The organism is Myxococcus xanthus (assembly GCF_006402735.1).
GTDB classification, from domain to species: Bacteria; Myxococcota; Myxococcia; order Myxococcales; family Myxococcaceae; genus Myxococcus; species Myxococcus xanthus_A.
Genome location: NZ_CP017174.1, coordinates 6,263,583 through 6,283,165 on the forward strand (window position 1 = coordinate 6,263,583; position 19,583 = coordinate 6,283,165).

The 19,583-nt window shown below is 69.6% G+C and carries 17 protein-coding genes and 1 pseudogene; 5 read left to right on the forward strand and 13 right to left on the reverse strand.

Annotated elements, in window-relative coordinates:
- Positions 1–254 precede the first annotated feature (254 nt).
- The 3 genes and pseudogenes from BHS09_RS25465 to BHS09_RS25475 all read left to right on the forward strand — a co-directional run.
- Positions 255–629: pseudogene (locus tag BHS09_RS25465) on the forward strand (beta-ketoacyl-[acyl-carrier-protein] synthase II); the annotation flags it as partial.
- Between the two features lie 310 nt (positions 630–939).
- Positions 940–2,559, forward strand: coding sequence for a helix-turn-helix domain-containing protein (locus tag BHS09_RS25470; protein WP_140794031.1), 1,620 nt, complete (start codon positions 940–942; stop codon positions 2,557–2,559).
- Between the two features lie 8 nt (positions 2,560–2,567).
- Entirely contained in the window at positions 2,568–3,443 is an 876-nt protein-coding gene (locus BHS09_RS25475) for a tetratricopeptide repeat protein (protein WP_140794033.1), read from the forward strand.
- Positions 3,444–3,489: 46 nt separating this feature from the next.
- On the opposite strand, the gene BHS09_RS25480 is transcribed toward BHS09_RS25475, so the two are convergent.
- The 3 genes from BHS09_RS25480 to BHS09_RS25490 all read right to left on the reverse strand — a co-directional run bounded on the left by BHS09_RS25480 (position 3,490) and on the right by BHS09_RS25490 (position 5,738).
- Entirely contained in the window at positions 3,490–3,975 is a 486-nt protein-coding gene (locus BHS09_RS25480) for a hypothetical protein (protein ID WP_140800766.1), read from the reverse strand.
- On the reverse strand, positions 3,972–4,754 hold the full coding sequence (locus BHS09_RS25485) for a sulfite exporter TauE/SafE family protein (protein WP_140794035.1): 783 nt from the start codon (positions 4,752–4,754) through the stop codon (positions 3,972–3,974). The genes BHS09_RS25480 and BHS09_RS25485 overlap by 4 nt, the downstream gene beginning before the upstream one ends.
- A gap of 90 nt (positions 4,755–4,844) precedes the next feature.
- Positions 4,845–5,738, reverse strand: coding sequence for a zinc dependent phospholipase C family protein (locus BHS09_RS25490; protein WP_140794037.1), 894 nt, complete (start codon positions 5,736–5,738; stop codon positions 4,845–4,847).
- 141 nt (positions 5,739–5,879) lie between these two features.
- On the opposite strand from BHS09_RS25490, the gene BHS09_RS25495 reads away from it, so the two are divergent.
- Positions 5,880–7,475, forward strand: coding sequence for a leucyl aminopeptidase (locus BHS09_RS25495; RefSeq protein ID WP_140799367.1), 1,596 nt, complete (start codon positions 5,880–5,882; stop codon positions 7,473–7,475).
- A 43-nt stretch (positions 7,476–7,518) separates the two neighbouring features.
- On the opposite strand, the gene BHS09_RS25500 is transcribed toward BHS09_RS25495, so the two are convergent.
- The 6 genes from BHS09_RS25500 to ruvB form a co-directional block, all read right to left on the reverse strand.
- Positions 7,519–8,136, reverse strand: coding sequence for a hypothetical protein (locus BHS09_RS25500; protein WP_140799368.1), 618 nt, complete (start codon positions 8,134–8,136; stop codon positions 7,519–7,521).
- Between the two features lie 53 nt (positions 8,137–8,189).
- Entirely contained in the window at positions 8,190–9,425 is a 1,236-nt protein-coding gene (locus BHS09_RS25505) for a DUF4388 domain-containing protein (protein ID WP_140799369.1), read from the reverse strand.
- A 25-nt stretch (positions 9,426–9,450) separates the two neighbouring features.
- Entirely contained in the window at positions 9,451–10,536 is a 1,086-nt protein-coding gene (locus BHS09_RS25510; protein ID WP_140794045.1) for a thioredoxin domain-containing protein, read from the reverse strand.
- Positions 10,537–10,583: 47 nt separating this feature from the next.
- The gene (gene lpxC / locus BHS09_RS25515) at positions 10,584–11,528 is read right to left on the reverse strand and encodes a UDP-3-O-acyl-N-acetylglucosamine deacetylase (RefSeq protein ID WP_140799370.1); all 945 of its coding nucleotides are present in this window, start codon (positions 11,526–11,528) and stop codon (positions 10,584–10,586) included.
- Between the two features lie 468 nt (positions 11,529–11,996).
- Entirely contained in the window at positions 11,997–13,472 is a 1,476-nt protein-coding gene (locus BHS09_RS25520) for a hypothetical protein (RefSeq protein WP_140794049.1), read from the reverse strand.
- 6 nt (positions 13,473–13,478) lie between these two features.
- Positions 13,479–14,510 carry a Holliday junction branch migration DNA helicase RuvB gene (gene ruvB / locus BHS09_RS25525; RefSeq protein ID WP_011554947.1) on the reverse strand — a complete coding sequence of 344 codons (1,032 nt, stop codon included), beginning with the start codon at positions 14,508–14,510 and terminating at the stop codon, positions 13,479–13,481.
- Positions 14,511–14,711: 201 nt separating this feature from the next.
- On the opposite strand from ruvB, the gene BHS09_RS25530 reads away from it, so the two are divergent.
- Complete coding sequence (locus tag BHS09_RS25530; RefSeq protein WP_140794051.1) at positions 14,712–15,791, forward strand: MBL fold metallo-hydrolase; 1,080 nt, start codon at positions 14,712–14,714, stop codon at positions 15,789–15,791.
- Between the two features lie 3 nt (positions 15,792–15,794).
- On the opposite strand, the gene BHS09_RS25535 is transcribed toward BHS09_RS25530, so the two are convergent.
- The 4 genes from BHS09_RS25535 to BHS09_RS25550 all read right to left on the reverse strand — a co-directional run bounded on the left by BHS09_RS25535 (position 15,795) and on the right by BHS09_RS25550 (position 19,548).
- Entirely contained in the window at positions 15,795–17,321 is a 1,527-nt protein-coding gene (locus tag BHS09_RS25535) for an ELWxxDGT repeat protein (protein WP_237077416.1), read from the reverse strand.
- Positions 17,322–17,593: 272 nt separating this feature from the next.
- Positions 17,594–18,202 carry a Holliday junction branch migration protein RuvA gene (gene ruvA, locus BHS09_RS25540; RefSeq protein ID WP_140794055.1) on the reverse strand — a complete coding sequence of 203 codons (609 nt, stop codon included), beginning with the start codon at positions 18,200–18,202 and terminating at the stop codon, positions 17,594–17,596.
- The gene (ruvC, locus tag BHS09_RS25545; RefSeq protein ID WP_140794057.1) at positions 18,199–18,774 is read right to left on the reverse strand and encodes a crossover junction endodeoxyribonuclease RuvC; all 576 of its coding nucleotides are present in this window, start codon (positions 18,772–18,774) and stop codon (positions 18,199–18,201) included. The genes ruvA and ruvC overlap by 4 nt, the downstream gene beginning before the upstream one ends.
- Positions 18,775–18,798: 24 nt before the next feature.
- Complete coding sequence (locus BHS09_RS25550; RefSeq protein WP_140799371.1) at positions 18,799–19,548, reverse strand: YebC/PmpR family DNA-binding transcriptional regulator; 750 nt, start codon at positions 19,546–19,548, stop codon at positions 18,799–18,801.
- Positions 19,549–19,583: the final 35 nt, after the last annotated feature.

Genomic DNA, 19,583 nt, shown 5'->3' on the forward strand with positions numbered 1-19,583 from the left:
CGGTGAAGGTTCGCCCATGACGCGCCGGAGGTGAATGGCGATGAGGCCTCCGGGAGCGCGGGCCGACACTTCTCCAGCGTCAACCCACACTCCGTGGCACGGCGGGGCAGCCCGAGCGTCGTGCTCAGCGGGGCTTCTTCCGGGCGGGAGCCGCGGCCGGGTCGCCCGGGCCAGCGGCATGGCCCCGAAACGAAGCGCCAGCGTCGCCAGCGCGCGCTTGCGCGCCGTGACACCGCCCTCCCCTGGCACACGGGCTCGGCTACATCAACGCCCCTGGCACATCGACGGACCTGGGCGACGCCCTGGAGATGGAGGGCATTGCCCGCGTCTTCGGGGACGCGGCGCGCTCGGTCGCCGTCTCTTCGACCAAGTCGATGACGGGCCACATGAACGGCGCGGCCGGCGCCGCGGAGGCCGTCATCAGCGTGCTGGCCCTCACCCGTGGCCTGCTGCCGCCCACCATCAACCTGGAGCGGAAGGACCCGCGCATCCAGCCGGACTGCGTGCCCCACACGGCCCGCCCCGCGCAGGTGGACGCCGTCACGAGCAACTCGTTCGGCTTCGGAGGCACCAATGTGTCCCTGGTGTTCCGGCGCCGATCGCCCACGGCCTCCTCCGCCAGCCTGTAAACCCACGCCTTCGCGTTTACCAGAACGTGCCCCACCCATGCTGCAATGCATCAGTAAATGTTTGACAAGGCGCTTTGGAGAGAGAGGCGGCAGGTTCCCCACACGCCCTGAAGGGCAGTGATTTCATGGACTTGAATGTACCCGGCGCCCTGGTTCCGACCGCAGGCCAGCCGGTCCGTCGCCGGGCCGACAGGGGTCCTCGTGGATGAAAACGATCATTGCAAATCGGTAAATCGATTTGCAAAGTGGGTGAAGAGCCCGAGGCGCGCGCGGCCATTCGCGATCGCCGGGGGCATCAACGCATCCGGCCATGAACGACAACGCACTGAACGCCAACGTGGGCCTGAAGCTTCGGGGTCTGCGCCTAGCACGGAACATCAAACAGGCGGACGCAGCCAAGGACCTGGGCGTTTCCCCCGCGTACCTGAACCTCATCGAGAAGGGCAAGCGGGTGATGCCCTTCCCCCTGCTCTGGAAGGCCCTGCGCTACTTCGACCAGGACCCCGAGCAGTTCATGTCCACGCTGGGCGAGGGCCGCGTGGACGAAGCGCTCGCGAAGCTGCTGGACGAGCCGCTCCTCAAGAGCCTCGACATCGACCCGGAGTCGCTCCAGTCCCTCTCCGCGGAGCCGAAGCTCGCGGGCACGGTGGCGGCGCTCTTCAACCTCTACAAGAACACCCGCACGCAGTTGGAGAACGTGCTGGCGCAGCTCAACGTCGAGGAGCGCACGCGCGCCCAGGGCGGACTGGGCAACGGCGCCGCGCCCGGCGTGCGCTTCGACTACTCGCCCTTCGACGAGGTCAGCGACTTCCTGGAGAAGCACCGCAACTACTTCCCGGAGCTGGAGGAGCAGGCGGACGCGCTGCGCCGCGACGTGCGCCTGGAGCGGCAGCTCACCAGCGGTCAGCTCATCCGGCTCCTGGAGGAGCGCTTCGGCTACCGCGTCCTCTTCGACGACCCGTCTCCCTCCGGCTCGTCCGTGGTGCGGCGGTTGGACCCGGAGGAGCGGACGCTGACGCTGTCGCCCTTCCTCACCGAACAGCCGCTGAAGTTCCAGATTGCCGCATCCATTGGCCTGCTGGTGATGGACCGGGAGAAGCTGCTGGAGCGCGTGCTGGACGCGGGCCGCATGCGCCACGGCGAGACGCAGCGGCTCATCAAGGTGAACCTGGCCAACTACTTCGCCGGCGCGCTGATGCTGCCCTACGGGGACTTCTTCAAGGAGGTCCAGCGCACGCGCTACGACGTGGAGCTGCTGTCCAGCATCTTCGGCTCCACCTACGAGACGGTGGCCCACCGCCTGTGCAACCTGTCGGACCCGAAGCGCCCTGGGCTTCCGTTCCACTTCCTGCGCGCGGACATCGCCGGCAACATCTCCAAGCGCTACAGCGGCACCGGCATCCGCTTCGCCACCGGCGGCGGCAGCTGCGCCAAGTGGGCCGTGCACCTGGCCTTCCTCAACCCGTCCCAGCTGACGCGGCAGTACTCCATCATGCCGGACGGCACCGCCTATTTCTGCTTCGCCAAGGTGCAGCTCCAGCCGATCGAGGGCTCCATCGTCAAGGGCACCGCCTACTCCATCGGCCTGGGCACCCACGCGGAGAACGCCAAGTACCTGGCCTACGGCCTGCCCACGACGGACCTGCGCAAGGACGCCATTCCGTCCGGCATCTCCTGTCGCTTCTGCGAGCGCACCGACTGCAACCAGCGCGCGGCGGCCAGCTACCGTTTCGCCTTCGCCTTCGACGAGTACACGAAGAAGGACTGCTTCTTCTCCCCCATCCTCGTCCACGAGAAGGCCGACAAGGTGGAGAAGGACCGGCACCCGGGCGCCCATTCCCTGGCCGTGGCCGCCAACGGGACTGACGGGAGCGAGAAGGACGATTCGTTGGACAAGACCTCCCGCCGCCGCAAGGGTGGCGACGCCTGAGGCCCCCCATGCACCACCCGCCCGAAGACACCCAACGCACCCACATCCTCGACGCCATCCAGAAGCAGAAGAACGCGCTGGCGCCGCTGCGCATCACCGGCTCGCCCACCGAAGTGGGCCAGGGCCTGGTGAACCTGGCCGAACTGCACGGCCTGCTGGAGGACCACGCCGCCAGCCGGCAGTTCTACGAAGAGGCGCTCGAGAAGTTCCAGGAGGCCAAGTACAAGCCCGGCCAGGCGCAGGCCCTGATGGGGCTGGGCGTGGTGAAGGCGAACTTCGAGGATCACCGCGGCGCCATCGAGCAGATTGCCCGCGCCGCCATGCTCTTCAACGAGTCCAAGGACCGTGAGGGCGAGGCCCTGGCCCGCGCCTGCATCGGCGAGTCCCTGCGCTCGTTGGGCCAGCCGGAAGCCGCCGAGGAGAAGTACCAGGAGGCGCTCATCCTCCTGCGCCAGACGCGCAACACGGAGCGGGTGGCGCGGCTGCTCATCGACATTGGCGACATCCGCATGGAGAAGGGCGACTACGAGCCCGCGCGCAAGCGCTTCCTGGAGGCCGTGCCGCTGCTGGAGCAGGGCGAGGACCCGGAGGCGCTCGCGCTGGGCCACCTGCTGCTGGGCGAGTCCGAGGGACTGCTCGGCAACCACGAAGGCGCGCGCCCGCACCTGCTCCGCGCGGTGGAGCTGTACCAGGAGCTGCACGACCACGCGTATGAGGCCCGCGCCCGCTGGGATTTGGGCCTGTCCTGCTACTACCAGCAGGACTTCGCCGCGGCCCGCAAGCAGTTCGAGACGCTGATGCCTCTCTACGGGGATCTGGGTCAGACGGGCGAAGTGGCCAAGGTCCAGAACATCCTGGCCCACTTCACCGCGCGCGGCGTGTGAGCGCTCTTCCCTGACACCGGGGAGAGCGCCGTCACACGTGCTCTTCCTAGGCTTGGATGCCGGTGCCCACCGCGATGGCGAGCAGCCCCAGCACGCCCGCGGCCATCGCCATGTAGCGCCACTCACCCCGCAGGCCCAGCAGCGTACCCGCCACCGCGAGCCGCGCCACGGGCGTCACCAACAGCAGGGACGCGGCGCCCTTTCGCAATAAATCGATGGCGACGTGCACGCGCTCGGATTGGGGCATGGCCTCCAGCCCCAGCGACAGGACGAACATTCCGCCGCTGACCACCGCGCCGACGCGCAGCACCCGTGCGATCCACCGGTCGCCCACCACCGCGCGCTCACGGTGATGATGCCGCACCTGCTCCGCCGCCCCCGCGTCCGGTTGCGCCATGGGCGCTCCGTCCATGGGGGGCGTCAGCGACGCGGCCCCTCCCGTGACTGCCACGTTGCGCGCGACGACGGGATGCTCCGCTGTCACCGCCGACACGGAAGCACATGCCGCGCGCGCTTCCTCGGGTTCACTCACTTCAGGATGCTCGGCCACAATCCCTCCCCTCCCTTCCACAGCATCTGTCCCGCGACCACCAACAACACCACCGCGAACAAACGCTTGAGCACCGCCGTGGGCACCCTCGGCATCAACCGGCTGCCCACGTATGCGCCTCCCAGGACACCCACCACCAACGGTGACACCAGCGCCAGTTTCAGATGGCCCCTCAACGCGTACGCGGCAACGCTCGCGGCGCCCGTGACGCCAATCATCAGGTTGCTCGTCGCGCTGGCCACCTTGAACGGCACGTGCATGCCGTACGCCATCAGCGGCACCTTGAGCGGTCCTCCGCCCACCCCCAACAGCGAGGACAGGCCACCGGCCACGAAGGAGCCGGAGATGCCCAGCGGGTAGTTGGCGGGCGCGTAGTCGTCCAGCGCGGCGGGCTCCTGGCGCGGCGAACGCAGCAGCAACATCTGCAGCGCCACGTAGAGCGTGAAGAGCCCGAACACCACCGCCACCATCGCCGGCGCCACCATGGCCGCCACCATGCCGCCAGCGATGGCGCCCATCACCGTCGCCAGCTCCAGCGACAGCCCCAGGCGGATGTCACTCAGGTGCTTGTGCACATAGCCCGCCGCAGCGGAGCATGAGCTGGCCACCACGCACATGAGGCTCGCGGGGATGGCTTGCTCCAAGGGAATGTCGAACCCCAGCACCAGCGCGGGCACCAGGACGATTCCGCCTCCGATGCCGAGCATCGCACCCAAGGTACCCGCGAGTGCGCCCACCGCGATGAGGAGTAGGACCGTCATTCCTCTTCGAGGATAGGAGCGGCCTCGCGCTTCGGACAGCGCCATTCCCCGAGGGGAACCGGGCTCGCCAGGACGCCTGCTCTGCGGGTGTCACGCCGCCCGTGCGCCCAGCGTCCCTTCGGGGAAGGCCTCCATGAAGCGGGCTCGCGTACGGGGCGTAAAGGTGCCCCTCGCCATGTAGCCGTGCAACCGACGCAGTACGCCACGCGCCGTCTCCAGCGCGCCTTCCACCTCCGCGGCGAAGTCGAACGTGTCGTTGCGGTACAGCTCCTGGAACGACAGCCGCGCATAGGCCGGCAACGCGCGCGCCCGGCCCATGGGGCTTGAAAGGAAGAGACCGGAGACGTAGAGGCCGCGCACCCAGCCATCGACCTCCGACTTGCTGGGCGCCTGGCCCACACGCTCCTGTGAGGACAAACGGACCAGCTCGTAGAGCCCGCCGCCAATGCCCCGCCACGGGAAGCCCGGGCTCTTCACCACCTGACACTTCTCCCGCAGCCGCGGCGTGCCGAGCAGCTCCATGCCGTGCAGCTCGCGCAGATAGAAGAGCGTCTGCGCCCATTCGATGTCGCGGTGCGCCTCCAGGGCGCGCTCACCGCGGCGGCGGTGTCGCACCACCAACCTGTCCACCACCGGATACAGTCGGCGGTCCAGGCACAGGTGCGTGAAGTAGCCCGAGAGCACCGCGAGGCCAGGCTCGGTGCCCACCAGCGCGCCGGAGGCCACCAGCTCCGCCATCTTCAGCCCGAAGCCCACCGGGGCACGCTCATGGTACAGCCGCGCGAAGTGCGGCAGCTCCCGTTCGGGCAGGAAGGCGGCGAGCCCGCCTCGGATGCCTTCGCACAACGGGAGGTCTGGCAGCGCCGCGCCGAAGCGCGCATACGGCAGGTCCTCTGACAACGCACGCACCCAATCCGCCGGCAGCTCACCCGGGTTGGCGGCCATCCGTTCAATGGCGGTCAGATGCATCAGCAGCGTGGGCATTCCCCACACTGCTACCCAGTGCAACGAAGCAATGCAATGCTCGAATGAAATCCAACGCTTTGCGTGTAACAGGGCGGGCGTTACAGTCCGCGCCCTTTCCATCAGCCCTAGCCTTTTCACTGTTCAGGAGTTCCACGGCCCATGAACTTCAGCTTCGTCTCCGGCGATGCCACGCGGACGAGCGGCGACCTGCTCGTCATTCCCCTCTTCGAGGGTGAGCTGGGAGACAGCGCCCCGTCCTCCCTCTCCTTGGCGGATGGCGCCCTGGAAGGACGCCTGCGCGGCGCCGCCACCCAGGAGGGCTTCAAGGGACGCGCGGACCAGAGCCTGGTGATGCACACCCTGGGGCGCACGTCGTCCGAGCGGGTGCTGCTGCTGGGCCTGGGAAACCGCGCCCGCTTCCACTCAGAAGTGCTGAGGCTGGCCGCCGGCCGCGCCGCGAAGACGGCGCAGCGGCTCAAGGTCACCTCGGTGGCGTTCGCCCTGCCGGCCACCGAGTCCGCGCAGGACGCGGTGCGCGCCGTGGTGGAAGGCGTGGCGCTGGGCCTCTACCGCTTCGACAAGTACAAGTCCGCCGCGCGCGAGGAGAAGAAGGGCGCCGCGAAGCTGGGCAAGGTGTCCCTGGTGCTCCCCGAGGGCACGGAGCGCACGCGCGAGCTGGATGACGCGCTGACGCTGGCGCAGCGCGTCGCCGAGGCGACCAACTGGGCCCGCGACCTCGTCAACGAGCCGCCCAACGCCGTGACGCCCACGGTGCTGGCAGAGGCTGCGCGTCAGGCCGCGAAGGAAGGCGGGCTGAAGGTCACCATCGGCAACCGCCGCGACATCGAGAAGCTCGACATGGGCATGTTCCTCGGCGTCACCGCGGGGAGCACCGAGGAGCCTCGCCTCATCCACCTGACGTACACGCCCAAGAATGCGCGCGACGCCAAGCAGCCGCCGCTGGCGCTGGTGGGCAAGGCCGTCACCTTCGACTCGGGCGGCCTGTCGCTCAAGCCGACGGACGGCATGGTGGACATGAAGACGGACATGGCGGGCTCGGCCGCGGTGCTGGGCGCCATGAAGGTCATCGCCGCGCTCAAGCCGCCCTTCCCCGTGCACGCCTTCATCGGCGCGTGCGAGAACATGCCGGCCGGCAACGCCTACAAGCCGGGTGACATCCTCACCTCGCGCCTGGGCAAGACGGTGGAGATCACCAACACGGACGCGGAAGGCCGCCTGGTGCTGGGCGATATCCTGACGTGGGCCACCGAGCACAAGCCGGCCGCCATCATCGACCTGGCCACGCTCACGGGCGCCTGCGTCGTCGCGCTGGGCAACTACATCGTCGGCGCCTTCGGCGACCACGAGGAGACGGTGACGCAGGTGCTCCAGGCCGCGCGCACCGCGGGCGAAGAGATGTGGCGCATGCCCATCAGCGACATGCAGAAGGACGCCCTGCGCTCCGAGGTCGCCGACATGAAGAACTCCGGCGAGCGCTGGGGAGGCTCCATCAACGCCGCCATCTTCCTCCGCGAGTTCGTGGGCGAGACGCCGTGGGTGCACCTGGACATCGCGGGTCCGGCGAGCAGCCCCAAGGAGCGTGGCTACCTGAACAAGGGCGGCACCGGCGTGGGCGTGCGCACCCTGGTGGAGTACGTCCGCCTGCGCGCGCGGACGCAGGACACCGCGCCCGTAGAAGCAGCGCCGGAGCCCAAGGCCAGCAAGGCCAAGCCGGCCCGGAAGCGCGCGAAGTAGCGCGGACTTCCAGCCAGAGGGCGTCCCGGATGAAGGGGCGCCCTCAGCGCTGAGGCACCTTCCACGCCGTCGCCGGCCCCACCAGCGGGCGGACGCCCTGGATGAGCGCATCCACGCTCTGGGGCACGTCCGCCGCGGCCTGCGCCGGCCAGGTGGCCAGCATCATCAACACGCGCCCGGGGATGCCTTCACGCACGGCCACCTTGCCGTGCACGCCATCCCCCACCTGGAAATCGAAGCCCACCGCGGTGTCCGACAGCGGAATGGGCTCCGGGTCCGTGGTGGTGAAGCCCGGGTGCTGGCGGAGCCCTTCGGTGAGCCGCTCCGCGAACTGCGTGGGAGAGGCCACCGCGGGCGCCACCTGCAACACCACCTGCGCTCCGGAGACGTTGTGGCGGAGGATGACGGGAATGGCGAGCCCCTCCGGCGTGCGCTCATTCGTCTCGTCCAGCTGCCAGTCCGCCGTGGGCCGGATGATTTCGAAGCCCAGGTCCTCGTCCACGTAGCGGCGCGTCGTCGAGCGGCGGTCCTCGCTCGTGGCCTCCGCTGATGGGGCGGGCCCGGAGCCGCCGGTACCCTCGTGCTTCACCGTCTGGCGAGCGCCACCGCAGGCCGTCGTCAGCGCCAGGAGTCCCCACACCCACTTCCGCATCGCGACCATGCCCGCTCCCCGCCCCAAACGCCGTGACGGCGAACGTGGGCACGGGCAAACCCCTAGGCCAGTCCTCCTTGGAGGGTGCGGTAGGTGTTGGACAGCCGCTCCGCCACGTCCGCGGGCAGGACGTTGCGCGCTGAAAACAACGCATAGGACACGAAGGCGTCCAGGGCCTCCAACGTGAGGGCCCGGCCCACCGCCTCGCCTCCCGTGGAGAGGTTGGCCCTCAGCCGCGTCACGTCCACGCGCCCGTCCGCCGCCAGCGTCACCCCGGCGTACGCGTCCTCCAGTCCCTGCGGCGGCGCGTCCAGGAAGCCGCGCAGCAGGTCCGTGTCCTTTCCGGCGTCGCGCAGGGCCCGGTGCACCAGGGACAACAGCAGGTTGTAGCGCTCCTCGGCGGACAGCAGCTCCCAGGCCATGCCCTCCACGGCGGGCGCCTGTGCCGGAGGCGGCGCCGCGGGGTGGACGGCCACGTTGCCGCCACGCACGGCTTCCTCGAGCCACGTGTAGAAGGCGTGCGGGCCGCCTTCATAGGACGCGCGCAGGCTGGCCAGCGGCAGCCCGTCCGCCAGCCTGGCGAACAACCGCGATTCACCAGGCAGCGGTCCTTCGGGCCCCAGCGTGACGCGCGTGTCGTCCGGGAAGCGCCGACGCAGGCGCGACACCAACTCCGCCCGTTTGATGCCGGTGAGGACCAGGTCCCGCGTGCGCTCGGGCAGCTTCACCACGTCCGCCATCGGCGCGGGGCCTTCGACGAAGACGAAGCTGCCGTCCTCCAGTTCGAAGAGGCTGAGCACCACCTCACGCACCACGTACGTCATGGCGCTGTACAGGTTGGCTTCGGAGACGAGCCCTTCCGACGTGAGCACCTGGCCGATGCGGCGCGACGGCGTCACGCGCGACAGCGCCTGCGTCAGCTGCGCCTGCGTGAGCAACCCCAGGCGGAGCAGCGCCGCGCCCAGCCGCTCCCAGCGCTCCGTGGAGGTGGCGAACACCACCTGTCCGTCCCGGAAGGACACCGTGCGGCGCCCCGTGGCGTGCTGCACCGCCAGCAGGCCGCTGCGGATGCCGGACAGGACGTGGGCGAAGACCTCCTCCACCGACAGGGTGCGCAGGCTGCCGGCGAGGAAGCCAGCGAAGCCGGGCGGCTCCTGGAGGAGGACCATCCCCTCCGGCCCGTGGAACCAGGCCTGGAGGGGACGAGACGGGGACAAACCCTGGGCGAGCGGCCGCTCCAGGTCGAGCGATGCCGCATCACCCACGAGGCGGGGCGTGGCTTTGGGTCGTGTCGCCACTGCCCACCTCTCCGACTGCCGGGGACTACTTCTTCGGCGCGTTCAGCTCCGCGTCGATGATGCTCTTGAACTCTTCGAAGGGCTGCGCGCCGGACAGCAGGATGCCGTTGATGAAGAAGGCCGGGGTGCCAGACACGCCCGCCTGCTTGCCCTCGGCCAGGTCCTTCTGAACGATGGCGCCCTTCTCACCCGAGTCCAGGCAGGCGTTGAACTTCGCCGTGTCCAGCTGCAGGTCGGCGGCGTACTTCTTCAGGGAGTCCACGCCCAGCGCCTGCTGGTTGGCGAAGAGCAGGTCGTGCATCTCCCAGAACTTGCCCTGATCGCCCGCGCACAGCGAGGCCTCGGAAGCCTTCGGCGCCTCCTTGTGGAAGTCGAGCGGGAAGTGGCGGAACACGATGCGGACCTTGTCGCCGTACTCCTGCTGCACCTGCGCCAGCGCCGGGTTGGCGCGGCTGCAGAACGGGCACTGGAAGTCGCTGAACTCGACGATGGTGATGGGCGCGCCCTCAGGACCACCCTTGGCGGCGCCCGTGGCGGCCACCTGCTTGCGGACAACGGGGGGACGCGGCGGCTCCGGCAGCGTCAGCTTGACATTGGCGGACTTGCGCAGCTCCTCGAAGAGGGCCTGCGCGCGCTCCTGCTTCGGCTGCTGCGTCAGGAACTCCACGATCTGCGGCTTCATCTGCTCGTAGGTGGAACCCTCGGGCAGCTGGCCAGCGGCACCGTCGTAGACTTCCTTGATGCGCTCCTCGGTGGGCGCGGGGACCTTGTCGTCGATCTCCGCCTTCAGGTACGCCTCTTGGGAGAGGCCGCGCTTCTTGGCCTCGGCATCCACGAGCTTCTCCGTCACCATGCCGTCCAGGCCACGCTTCAGGAGCTGCGACTTCTGCTTCTCCAGGTTGGCCAGCGGCTCCTGGAGGCGCTCGTTGAGCTCCTTGTAGGTGATCTTCTGCCCGTCGCCGAACGTCGCGACGACAGTGTCGGGCGCGGGCTCACCGGCGGCCTGCTGCGCCGCGGGAGCGGTGGCCGGCGCCTTCTCCTTGTTACAGCCGGCGGTGAAGGTGGCCGCCAGGAGCGCGGCGAGGATGACGCGGGTGGGACGGTTGAGCATATCCCGCCCACTTAGCCGAGCCTTACCGGACCTGCAAGTTAATGACGTCAGGCGACAAGCGGCTCGAACTCCAGCGCGCCGGCCAGTCCGGAGAAGCCCAATCCCATGCCCTCCAGCTCGCGGCAGCGGGCGGGAACGATTTCGTAGCAGCTCGGGTCGGACATCACCTTGCGCACCAGCTTGTGATTGAGCGCGTGGCCCGTCTTGTACGCCGTCATGTGGCCGATGACGGGCCGGCCGAACAGCGACACGTCGCCGATGGCGTCCAGGATCTTGTGGCGCACAAACTCGTCCGGGAAGCGCAGCCCGTCCGGGTTGAGGATGGAGACCTCGTCCACGACGATGGCGTTCTCCAGCGAGCCGCCCCGGGCCAGGCCCATCTGCTTCAGCTTCTCCACGTCCCGCAGGAAGCCGAAGGTGCGCGCGCGGGAAATCTCACGCGCGAAGTCCCGGTCGCCGAAGTCCAGGTCGAAGGACTGGCCCTGGATGACGGGGTGCTCGAAGTCGATGGTGCAGCTGATGCGGAAGTGCCGGGCCGGCGTGAGCGAGGCCTGCTTGTCGCCGTCCACCACCGACACCGCCTTGCGGATGACCAGCAGCTCCTTGGGCGCCTCCTGCTCCCGCACGCCCGCGCTCTGGATGAGCGCCGCGAAGGGCGCCGCGCTGCCGTCCATGATGGGGACTTCCGGGCCGTCCAGCTCCACCCGGAGGTTGTCGATGCCCATGCCGGCCAGCGCCGCCATCAGGTGCTCCACCGTGCCCACGCGGACACCGTCACGCCCCAGCGTCGTGGCCAGCGACGTGTCCACCACGTACTCCGCCAGCGCGGGGATGCTCACCGGGCGGGCGAGGTCCGTGCGCACGAAGACGATGCCATGCCCCGGGGGCGCCGGGCGCAGGGTGAGCGTCACCCGGGCACCCGAGTGGAGCCCCACGCCCTGCAGGGAGGCGATCTTCGAGAGAGTGCGCTGGTTGTAGGAGGACGGTCGCATTGTGGGTGTCGCCTCGTGGCTTCTCGGTGCTGCGGAGCTTCCGCTCCAGACCCGCCGGAGGGGCTGGAAACGTTCATCAGTGGTCTGATGTGACGCGCGAGTCGAGCAAGCAGCATGCCACTTCCGTGTGACATGCCTGGCAGCGCCGCGGGCTTGAAATTCAGCTCCAACCCCTTGGAGTTGCTCGGCTTTTTCGTGCGTCATCAGGGGCACCGGTTCCGGCCTGGCGCCCCTCCCCCCGTGGCGGATTGCTGATTCCCTCCTGAACCGCGACACCGATGTCGGGGATTTGTCATCCCCGTCCTTGGCATCCCCGCGCCCTCCCCCTCCTCACCAACCCGTGTCTTCCATGCAACACGGGCGCGTCCATAGCGCAAGGAACTCAACGACGCAAACACCGGCCGTGACAATCTCCCCCACACAGGGACTGTTATGCGGGGTGGCCAGTAGCGCCGCGACAGGGCTGTATCAGCGTGCGGGGGTGGTGAGGAACCTGTCCCGCAGGGCTTCTGCGTCCTGGCGATCAAAGCCCCTACCCTGGAGGTGGGTGCGGCGGCTGACGGCGTGGAAGGTGGACTCCAGCGTCTGGATGAAGCGCCGCAGGTCCTCGCCGAGCCGGGCGCGGATGCCGGGCCCCTCCGGGGGCCAGGGCAACTCCACCAGCAGCGAGGTGAAGCGGTCGAAGGCGTCGTAGTCGCCGTAGCGCAGCAGCTGGTAGCTGCCGTCGTGGAAGTAGCCCAGGAAGCCCTTGAGGGCGTCCAGCACGCGCTCGGCGGCGGGGACGTCCTCGGCGCGCAGGTGGGACTCCGCGGCGCGGCACAGCTGGGCGTACACCCACAGGTCCTTGCGCAGGCGCAGCGCCGCCTCCTGCGGACTCATCAGTTCGTCGAAGACGCCGTCGGCCAGGCCCCCGTTGGGCGCCAGCGCCTCCACCAGCGCCACCACCTGCGTGCGCAGCACCGCCGTGAAGGCGGACGCGGCGCGCAGGGGGGCTTCCGCGTCGCGGTCCAGGTTGACCAGCACCTCGCGGGCCACGCGCTCCGTCTCCCGGGCGATGTCGCGCGCGGCGCGCAGCGTGGCGGCCTGCAGGGACTTGGAGCCGGCCTTCGGGGACAGCTCCGAGTGCATCCACGACGCCAGCGCGGTGGCCTCGCTGCGCACCAGCGCCAGCAGCACGCGCACGCGGCGGGAGAAGGGCGGCTGCTCCTCCGCGTCCACATAGGCCAGGTAGTGCAGCAGCCGGAAGAGGCCCAGGAAGGCGGTGGTGAAGGCGGTGCGCTGCTCCTCCTGGAGGGTGACCAGCGTGTCCAGCAGCCGCACCGAACGGAGCCGGTCGTATTCGACGCGGAACTCCAGCGGGCGGAAGGGACGGAAGTAGCGGTTGAGGACGATTTCCCGCAGGGACAGCTTGCCCACGTCCTGGAACAAGCCGAGGTTCGCCGCCGGCAGCTTGAGCAGGTGGTCCAGCAGGTTCTTCAGCGCGTCGAAGGCCTCGCGCAGCACGAAGAGGCTCTCGGGCGGCGTCTCCTGGTCCAGCTGCTCTTCGATGAGCGCGCGCCGGACGCGGTCGTCCGCGAGCTGGGTCTCCACGTACTTGCGGAAGACCATCTTCTGGTCGCTGTCCGGGTCCTGCAGGTGGCGCGCGACGCGGATGGCGCGGTCCATGGCGTCGCGCACGTCCGCCAGCTCCTCGCGGAAGTCACGCGTGACGAGCGGCCTGTCGCGCGCGTCCACCACCGTGTTGAGGTTGAGATAGCGCTCCACCGCGCGCAGCAGCATCTCGAACTCGAACAGCAGCTCCTCCCGCCCCTCCACGGGCACGCCCCGCAGCCAGCGCTCGCGTTCGGCGAGGAAGCCGGCGCGCGACGTCTGGGAAGCGCGCATCAGGTCGGCGTAGAAGTCGCGGGGGACGCGGGGCGGTGAGGAAGGCGTGTCCTGGCTCATGGCATCTCAGAAGAGGCTGCCCTGGGGCGTGGGCGGTGGTTGCTTCTTGAAATATTGGTACGTGCGGTGCGTGGCCATCCGGCCCCGCGGCGTACGCTGGAGGAAGCCTTCCTGCATCAGGAAGGGCTCGTACACGTCCTCAATGGTATCGCGCTGCTCGCCCACGCTGGCGGCGATGGTCTCCACGCCCACCGGGCCGCCGCCGAACTTGTCGAGGATGGTCAGCAGAATCTTGCGGTCCATGGAGTCTAGGCCGCTGGCGTCCACCCCGAGCCTGTCCAGCGACTTCTGCGCCAGCTCCAGGGTGATTCTGCCATTGCCTTCCACCTCCGCGAAATCACGCAGCCGGCGCAGCAGCCGGTTGGTGATGCGCGGCGTGCCCCGCGAGCGGCTGGCCACCTCGCGCGCGGCGTCCTTGTCCAGGGGAATGCCCAGGATGCGCGCGGAGCGGTGGAGGATGCTCTCCAGTGCCTTGGCGTCGTAGTACTCCAGCCGTTCCTGAATCTGGAAGCGGTCGCGCAGCGGCGAGGTGAGCAGGCCGGTGCGCGTGGTGGCGCCAATCAACGTGAAGGGCGGCAAATCAATCTTCATCGCCCGGGCGGCGGGCCCGGTGTCGATGGTGATGTCCAGCCGGAAGTCCTCCATGGCCGGGTAGAGGTATTCCTCCACGGCGGCGTTGAGGCGGTGGATTTCATCGATGAAGAGCACGTCGCGCGCGTCGAGGTTGGTGAGCAGGCCCGCGAGGTCCCCCTTGCGCTCCAGGGCGGGGCCGCTCGTGACGTGGATTCCCACGCCCAGCTCGTTCGCGATGATGTGCGCCAGCGACGTCTTGCCCAGGCCCGGCGGGCCGGAGAACAGGCAGTGGTCCAGGGCTTCGCCCCGGCTGCGCGCGGCCTGCACGTAGACCTTGAGCTTTTCGACGACGGGCCCCTGGCCCACGTACTCGTCGAACGAGCGCGGACGCAGGGAAGCCTCGAGCCGGACGTCCTCGGGCAGGACGTCTTCCGAGAGTGTGTCGGACTTCCTCGCCATGACCATCCGGACCCTATACAGGAAGGCCGCGCGTGTCGCCGCACATCTGGCGGCGATACATCCAGTGGGCCGCCGGGCCCGCCAGCCAGGCGGGCGCGGGCAGGGGAAGGTGGGCCCCTCTCCCAGCGTTCCAGGCACAGCCCCCGCCGATACTCCGAGGCGATTGAAGTGCGCCTGCCGTGTGCGAAAGTCGAGCCTGGAGACCGCATGAACACGAGCCCTGCGTTTCGTCCCCTCCCCTCCCTGGCCGGTGCACGTGCCGAACCCGTGCCCGGGCTCCGGCTCCAGAAGCTCCGCCGGGCCGCGTTGGATGCGCGGGAGGCCTTCGTGAAGGAAGGCCCGGTGGCCGCGGTGGCCACCTGCGACCTCGTCACCTTCCCCTACCCCGCCCAGTTCGCCTTCAGCGGCGCGGCGTCATCTCCGGCGCCCTACGTCATGCTGACGAACCGGATGCAGGTGGTGCAGTTCGTGGACCGGGAGGGCGCGCGGCGCACACTGCTGTTCAACCCCTCCGACTACGAGCGCGGCGCCTCCGCCCCCTTCTACCGCGCGCTGCGCGAGCGCTACGGCGCCTTCGTCTCAGACAAGGTGATGTCCACGCGGCACGGCTCGGTGCAGAGCCACCTGGCCGCGTTGGGCCTCACCCCGGCGGATGTGGACTACCTGGCCTTCGACCACCTCCACATCCAGGACCTGCGCGGCTGGCTGGGCGGTGACGGCATGCCCGCGTACTTCCCCCGGGCCCGGCTGCTGGTGCAGCGCGCCGAATGGGAGGTGGCCCTGGAGCCGCACCCCATGCAGGCGGTGTGGCTCGTCCCGGGCGGCGCCGACATCCCCCGCGAGCGCGTGGTGCTGCTGGACGGTGACGTGTGGCTGGGCCAGGGCGCGGCGCTGCTCAGCACGCCCGGCCACACGCGCGGCAACATGTCGCTGGCGGTGGCCACCTCGCGCGAGGTGTTCGTCACCAGCGAGAATGGCGTGGCCACGGAGAGCTACACGCCGCTCCAGTCCGCCATCCCCGGCGTGCGCCGCTTCGCCGAGCACATGGGCTGGGAGGTCGTCCTCAACGGCAACACGCGCGAGGACTCCCTGGACCAGTACTCCTCCATGGTGGTGGAGAAGCTGTTCGCGGGCACGTCCTCCGTGGAGGGCGCGTTCATCAACTTCCACCCGTCCTCGCAGCTCACCGCGCACGTCATGGCGCCCGGCTTGTCGCCCACCATCGTCCTGCCCGCGCCCAACTTCGGCGACGTGCGGCCCACCCCCGCGTCACGGCGGGCCGCCTAGCACTCAGCAGTCCCGGCTGAAGCAGAGCCACCAGGGGCGGAAGGGCACCGCGTACAGCTCCTGGTCCCTGTCTCCGTCCGACGCGGCGAAGAAGATGTTGAAGCCGGCGCGCACGAAGTTGAACGGATTCGATGACGCAGCCCCCGGCGCGATGTCCAGCAGCCGGCTCGTCACCCAGGGGCGTCCGGCGCTGTACCAGACCTCGCGCCCGTGCCCCGCCGTCTCCGCGGAGAAGAACAACCAGCCGGACTCGGCCTTGAGCCCCGTGGGCACGCTGCCCACCGGCCCCGGCTCGATGTCGCGCACCATCATCGTGCCCTGCGCCGTGCCGTCGGTCCGCCACAGCTCGCGGCCGTGCACGCCGTCGTCCGCGGTGAAGTACAGCTCGCCCCCCAGCGCGACCAGCTCCTTGGGCATCGAGCCCTGGGGGCCGGGCCAGAGGTCCCCGACGAGCCTCGTGCCCTCCACCGAGCCGTCACTGCGCCACAGCTCGCCGCCGTGCACCGCGTCGCCTGGGTTGCCGTACCAGTCGCTCGCCCCCGCCAGGAAGTACAGCGTGTCATCCAGCGCGGCGAGGTACGCCGGGTAGTCACCTGGAAAGGTCCGCACCCGCTCGGCCGACGGCGGGGCCGTGCGCGCCACCCACAGCTCGGCCTGCTCCGTGCCCGGGTCCAACAGGAAGAACAGGTGCCGGCCCGCCGGCGTCAGCCCGAAAATCACCCCGGCGCCCTGCTGGGAGAACAGCCGCGTCGGCTGGCCCTGGAGGTCCACCCACCAGAGCACCGTCTCCGCGGCGTTGGCCGACACCAGCGCCAGGCCCTTGCTCCACGCCGTCAACTGGCTCAGGGCGAGCGAACCCGCGCCGGGCAGGAATTCGTGCACCCGCTCCGTGCCCTTCTCCGTGCCGTCGGTGCGCCACAGCTCGCGGCCGGACACCCCATCATCCGCCGTGAAGTAGAGGGCGCCGTCCACCTCGGTGAGGAACTCCGGCGCCGCGCCCACCGTCCCACGCCGCACGTCCCGCACCAGCACCGTGCCATCCGCCGTGCCGTCCGTGCGCCACAGCTCCGCGCCATGCACGCCGTCGTCCGCGACGAAGAAGACCCAGGGCCCCACCCGCGTCAGGTTCCGAGGCTGCGAACCCGCCGGCCCCGGCCTCAGGTCCTTCAGCCTCATCGTCTGCCGCGCCCCGTCGATGCTGGCCCACAGCTCGCGGCCGCTCACGCCGTCATCCGCGCTGAAGACGAGCACCTCGCCCGCCCGCGCCAGCTCCTGCGGCTGCGAACCCGTCAGTCCCGGCCGGATGTCACGCAGCCGCTGGGCCGTGTCGCTGCACACCGCCCAAGGCTGCGGAAACAGGACGGGCGCCTTGCGCCCCGACGACTCCGTCGACACGTCGACAGGTGCCTGCGACCCAGGGACGGCCCGCGCCCATTCCTCCCCCGCATCACCTTCCACCAGCGGCTCACACCCCGCCGCTCCCCCGCCAAGCAGCAACAGCCCCACAGGAATGGCACGCCATGACGTCATGTATGCAACCCTCATCCTCGGCGCCGTGCCGGCCCTCGCCGCTGGAGCTGGAAAGTGTCACCCATGCCGGATGCTCCTACTCGGACTCGGGTAGGAAATCGCGTCTGCTGTCCGGCATCACGCGACGCCTGACGACTTCTGCAGACAGGGCAACACTGGGGCCTTCTGGCCCCAGCGCCTTTCAAGCTCTCAACGGAAGAGAGGACGGTACGGCCCAGCCGTTCTCCCGGATTTTGCCGTCACAGCGCCGTCACACCGGCGTGTCGTAGCGCTCAGCCGCCGGAGCGGAGCGCCTTGAGGGCCTCGCGGAACAGCGCCTGGAAGGTGGCCTCCGCCCCCAGCCGCTCGCCGGCCAGGTCCGCGGCCTTCTCCGCCTGGGGCTGCTTGTAGCCGAGGTTGAGCAGCGCGGAGACCAGGTCCGCATGGGCGCCGCTGACGGCGGCGGGCGCGGTGCCACGCGACACCGCTTCCAGGTGAATTGTCTTCACCTTGTCCTTGAGCTCCAGCACCAGCCGCTCGGCGGTCTTCTTCCCCACGCCGTGAATCTTCGCCAGCCGGGCCACCTCGCCCCGCGACAGCGCCGCCACCAGCTCCGGCACCTCCATGCCGGACAGCACCATCAACGACAGCCGGGGCCCCACCCGCGACACGCTGTTGAGCAGCAGGAACACCTCTTCCTCGCCCTTCGTCAGGAAGCCGAAGAGGTCGAAGGCGTCCTCGCGCACCACGGTGCGCACGCGCACCTCCACCGGCTGTCCCTCCGCCGGCAGCTTCCCCAGCGTCAGTGAGGAGAAGTTCACCCGGTAGCCCACGCCGCCCACGTCGATGGTGGCGTCCTCCAGGTCCTTCTCCAGCACCGTCCCACGCAACCGCGAAATCATCTCGCCTCCGGACGCCGGTACGCGGGCGCCAGCCGGTCCGCCAACAGCGCCGCCGCGCCCTTGCGCTTCTTGCCCGACGCGGACGCCGCCGGTACCGCGGCCCGCCCATGGTTGAGGTGGCACAGCGCCACCGCCAGCGCATCACTCGCGTCCGCGCGCTCCAGCACCGACGCCTCCAGTTCCAGGAAGGTCCGCACCATCCGCGCCACCGCGTCCTTCCCGTCCGCGCCGCCCGCCCCCACCGCCTTCTTCACCTTCGCCGGCGCGTATTCGAAGACGGGCAACCCCGCCTGCGCCGCCGCCAGCAGCGCGACGCCGCGCGCATGCCCCAGCACCAGCGCGCTGCGTGCGTTGCGGAAGGTGAACACGCCTTCCACCGCCACCGCGGCCGGGCGGTATTTCACCAGGGCCGCCGTCAGCGCGCCGTGCAAGTCCCGCAGGCGGTCCGACAACGGCAGCGCCGGGTCGCCCTTGATGACGCCGTGGCCCACGTGCACCAGCCGGCCCCGCTTCTCCTCCACCACCCCGAAGCCCATGAACCGGCTTCCCGGGTCAACGCCAAGCACGCGCACGTTCCACTCCGTTCCAGGACTCCGCTACTGCAACAACGAATCCAGCATCGCGTCTTCGATTTCGTAGTTCCCGTGCACGTTCTGCACGTCGTCGTTCTCCTCGAGCGCGTCCAGCAGCTTCAGGAGCTTCTTCGCCGTGTCCACGTCCAGCGCGACGGTGTTCTGGGGGAGGAACACCCACCGCTGCTGCCCCAGCGGCAGGCCCGACTCCTGGAGCCGTCCCGCCACCGTGTGCAGGTCCGCCGCCGCGGTGCGCACCTCGGAGCCTTCGTCCCCCAGCATGATGACGTCCTCGGCGCCCGCGTCGATGGCCTGCTCCATCAACTGGTCCTCGGAGGGGCCGTACTTCACGCTGATGACGCCCTTCTTCTGGAACATCCAGGCCACCGCGCCCTCGGCGCCCAGGTTGCCCCCGTACGCGTTGAAGGTGGAGCGCATGTCGGCCGCGGTCCGGTTGCGGTTGTCGGTGAGGCACTCCACCAGGATGGCGACACCGCCGGGGCCGTAGCCCTCGTACGTCACCTCCTCGTAGTTCTCTCCCTCCAACTCGCCCGTGCCCTTCTTGACGGCGCGCTCGATGGTGTCCTTCGGGATGTTGGCCTCGCGGGCCGCGGCCAGCGCGACGCGCAGGCGGGCATTGCCGGAGGGCTCACCGCCACCGAGCCGCGCGGCGACAGTGATTTCCTTGATGACCTTGGAGTACAGCTTCCCCTTGGTCGCGCCCATCGCGGCCTTCTGGCGCTTGATCTTCGACCACCGATTGTGACCGGACATGGTGGGTGTGCCTCAGCGGGCGCCCAGCGGATGGA

Bases quoted from the DNA above. Each gene is read 5' to 3' on its own strand.
- lpxC (WP_140799370.1), bottom strand. From the start codon at position 11,528: ATGCGACCGTCCTCCTACAACCAGCGCACTCTCTCGAAGATCGCCTCC.
- BHS09_RS25490 (WP_140794037.1), bottom strand. From the start codon at position 5,738: ATGCCCACGCTGCTGATGCATCTGACCGCCATTGAACGGATGGCCGCC.
- BHS09_RS25495 (WP_140799367.1), top strand. From the start codon at position 5,880: ATGAACTTCAGCTTCGTCTCCGGCGATGCCACGCGGACGAGCGGCGAC.
- BHS09_RS25500 (WP_140799368.1), bottom strand. From the start codon at position 8,136: ATGGTCGCGATGCGGAAGTGGGTGTGGGGACTCCTGGCGCTGACGACG.
- BHS09_RS25485 (WP_140794035.1), bottom strand. From the start codon at position 4,754: ATGACGGTCCTACTCCTCATCGCGGTGGGCGCACTCGCGGGTACCTTG.
- BHS09_RS25530 (WP_140794051.1), top strand. From the start codon at position 14,712: ATGAACACGAGCCCTGCGTTTCGTCCCCTCCCCTCCCTGGCCGGTGCA.
- BHS09_RS25520 (WP_140794049.1), bottom strand. From the start codon at position 13,472: ATGAGCCAGGACACGCCTTCCTCACCGCCCCGCGTCCCCCGCGACTTC.
- ruvA (WP_140794055.1), bottom strand. From the start codon at position 18,202: ATGATTTCGCGGTTGCGTGGGACGGTGCTGGAGAAGGACCTGGAGGAC.
- BHS09_RS25550 (WP_140799371.1), bottom strand. From the start codon at position 19,548: ATGTCCGGTCACAATCGGTGGTCGAAGATCAAGCGCCAGAAGGCCGCG.
- BHS09_RS25535 (WP_237077416.1), bottom strand. From the start codon at position 17,321: ATGACGTCATGGCGTGCCATTCCTGTGGGGCTGTTGCTGCTTGGCGGG.
- BHS09_RS25510 (WP_140794045.1), bottom strand. From the start codon at position 10,536: ATGCTCAACCGTCCCACCCGCGTCATCCTCGCCGCGCTCCTGGCGGCC.
- BHS09_RS25475 (WP_140794033.1), top strand. From the start codon at position 2,568: ATGCACCACCCGCCCGAAGACACCCAACGCACCCACATCCTCGACGCC.
- ruvB (WP_011554947.1), bottom strand. From the start codon at position 14,510: ATGGTCATGGCGAGGAAGTCCGACACACTCTCGGAAGACGTCCTGCCC.
- BHS09_RS25470 (WP_140794031.1), top strand. From the start codon at position 940: ATGAACGACAACGCACTGAACGCCAACGTGGGCCTGAAGCTTCGGGGT.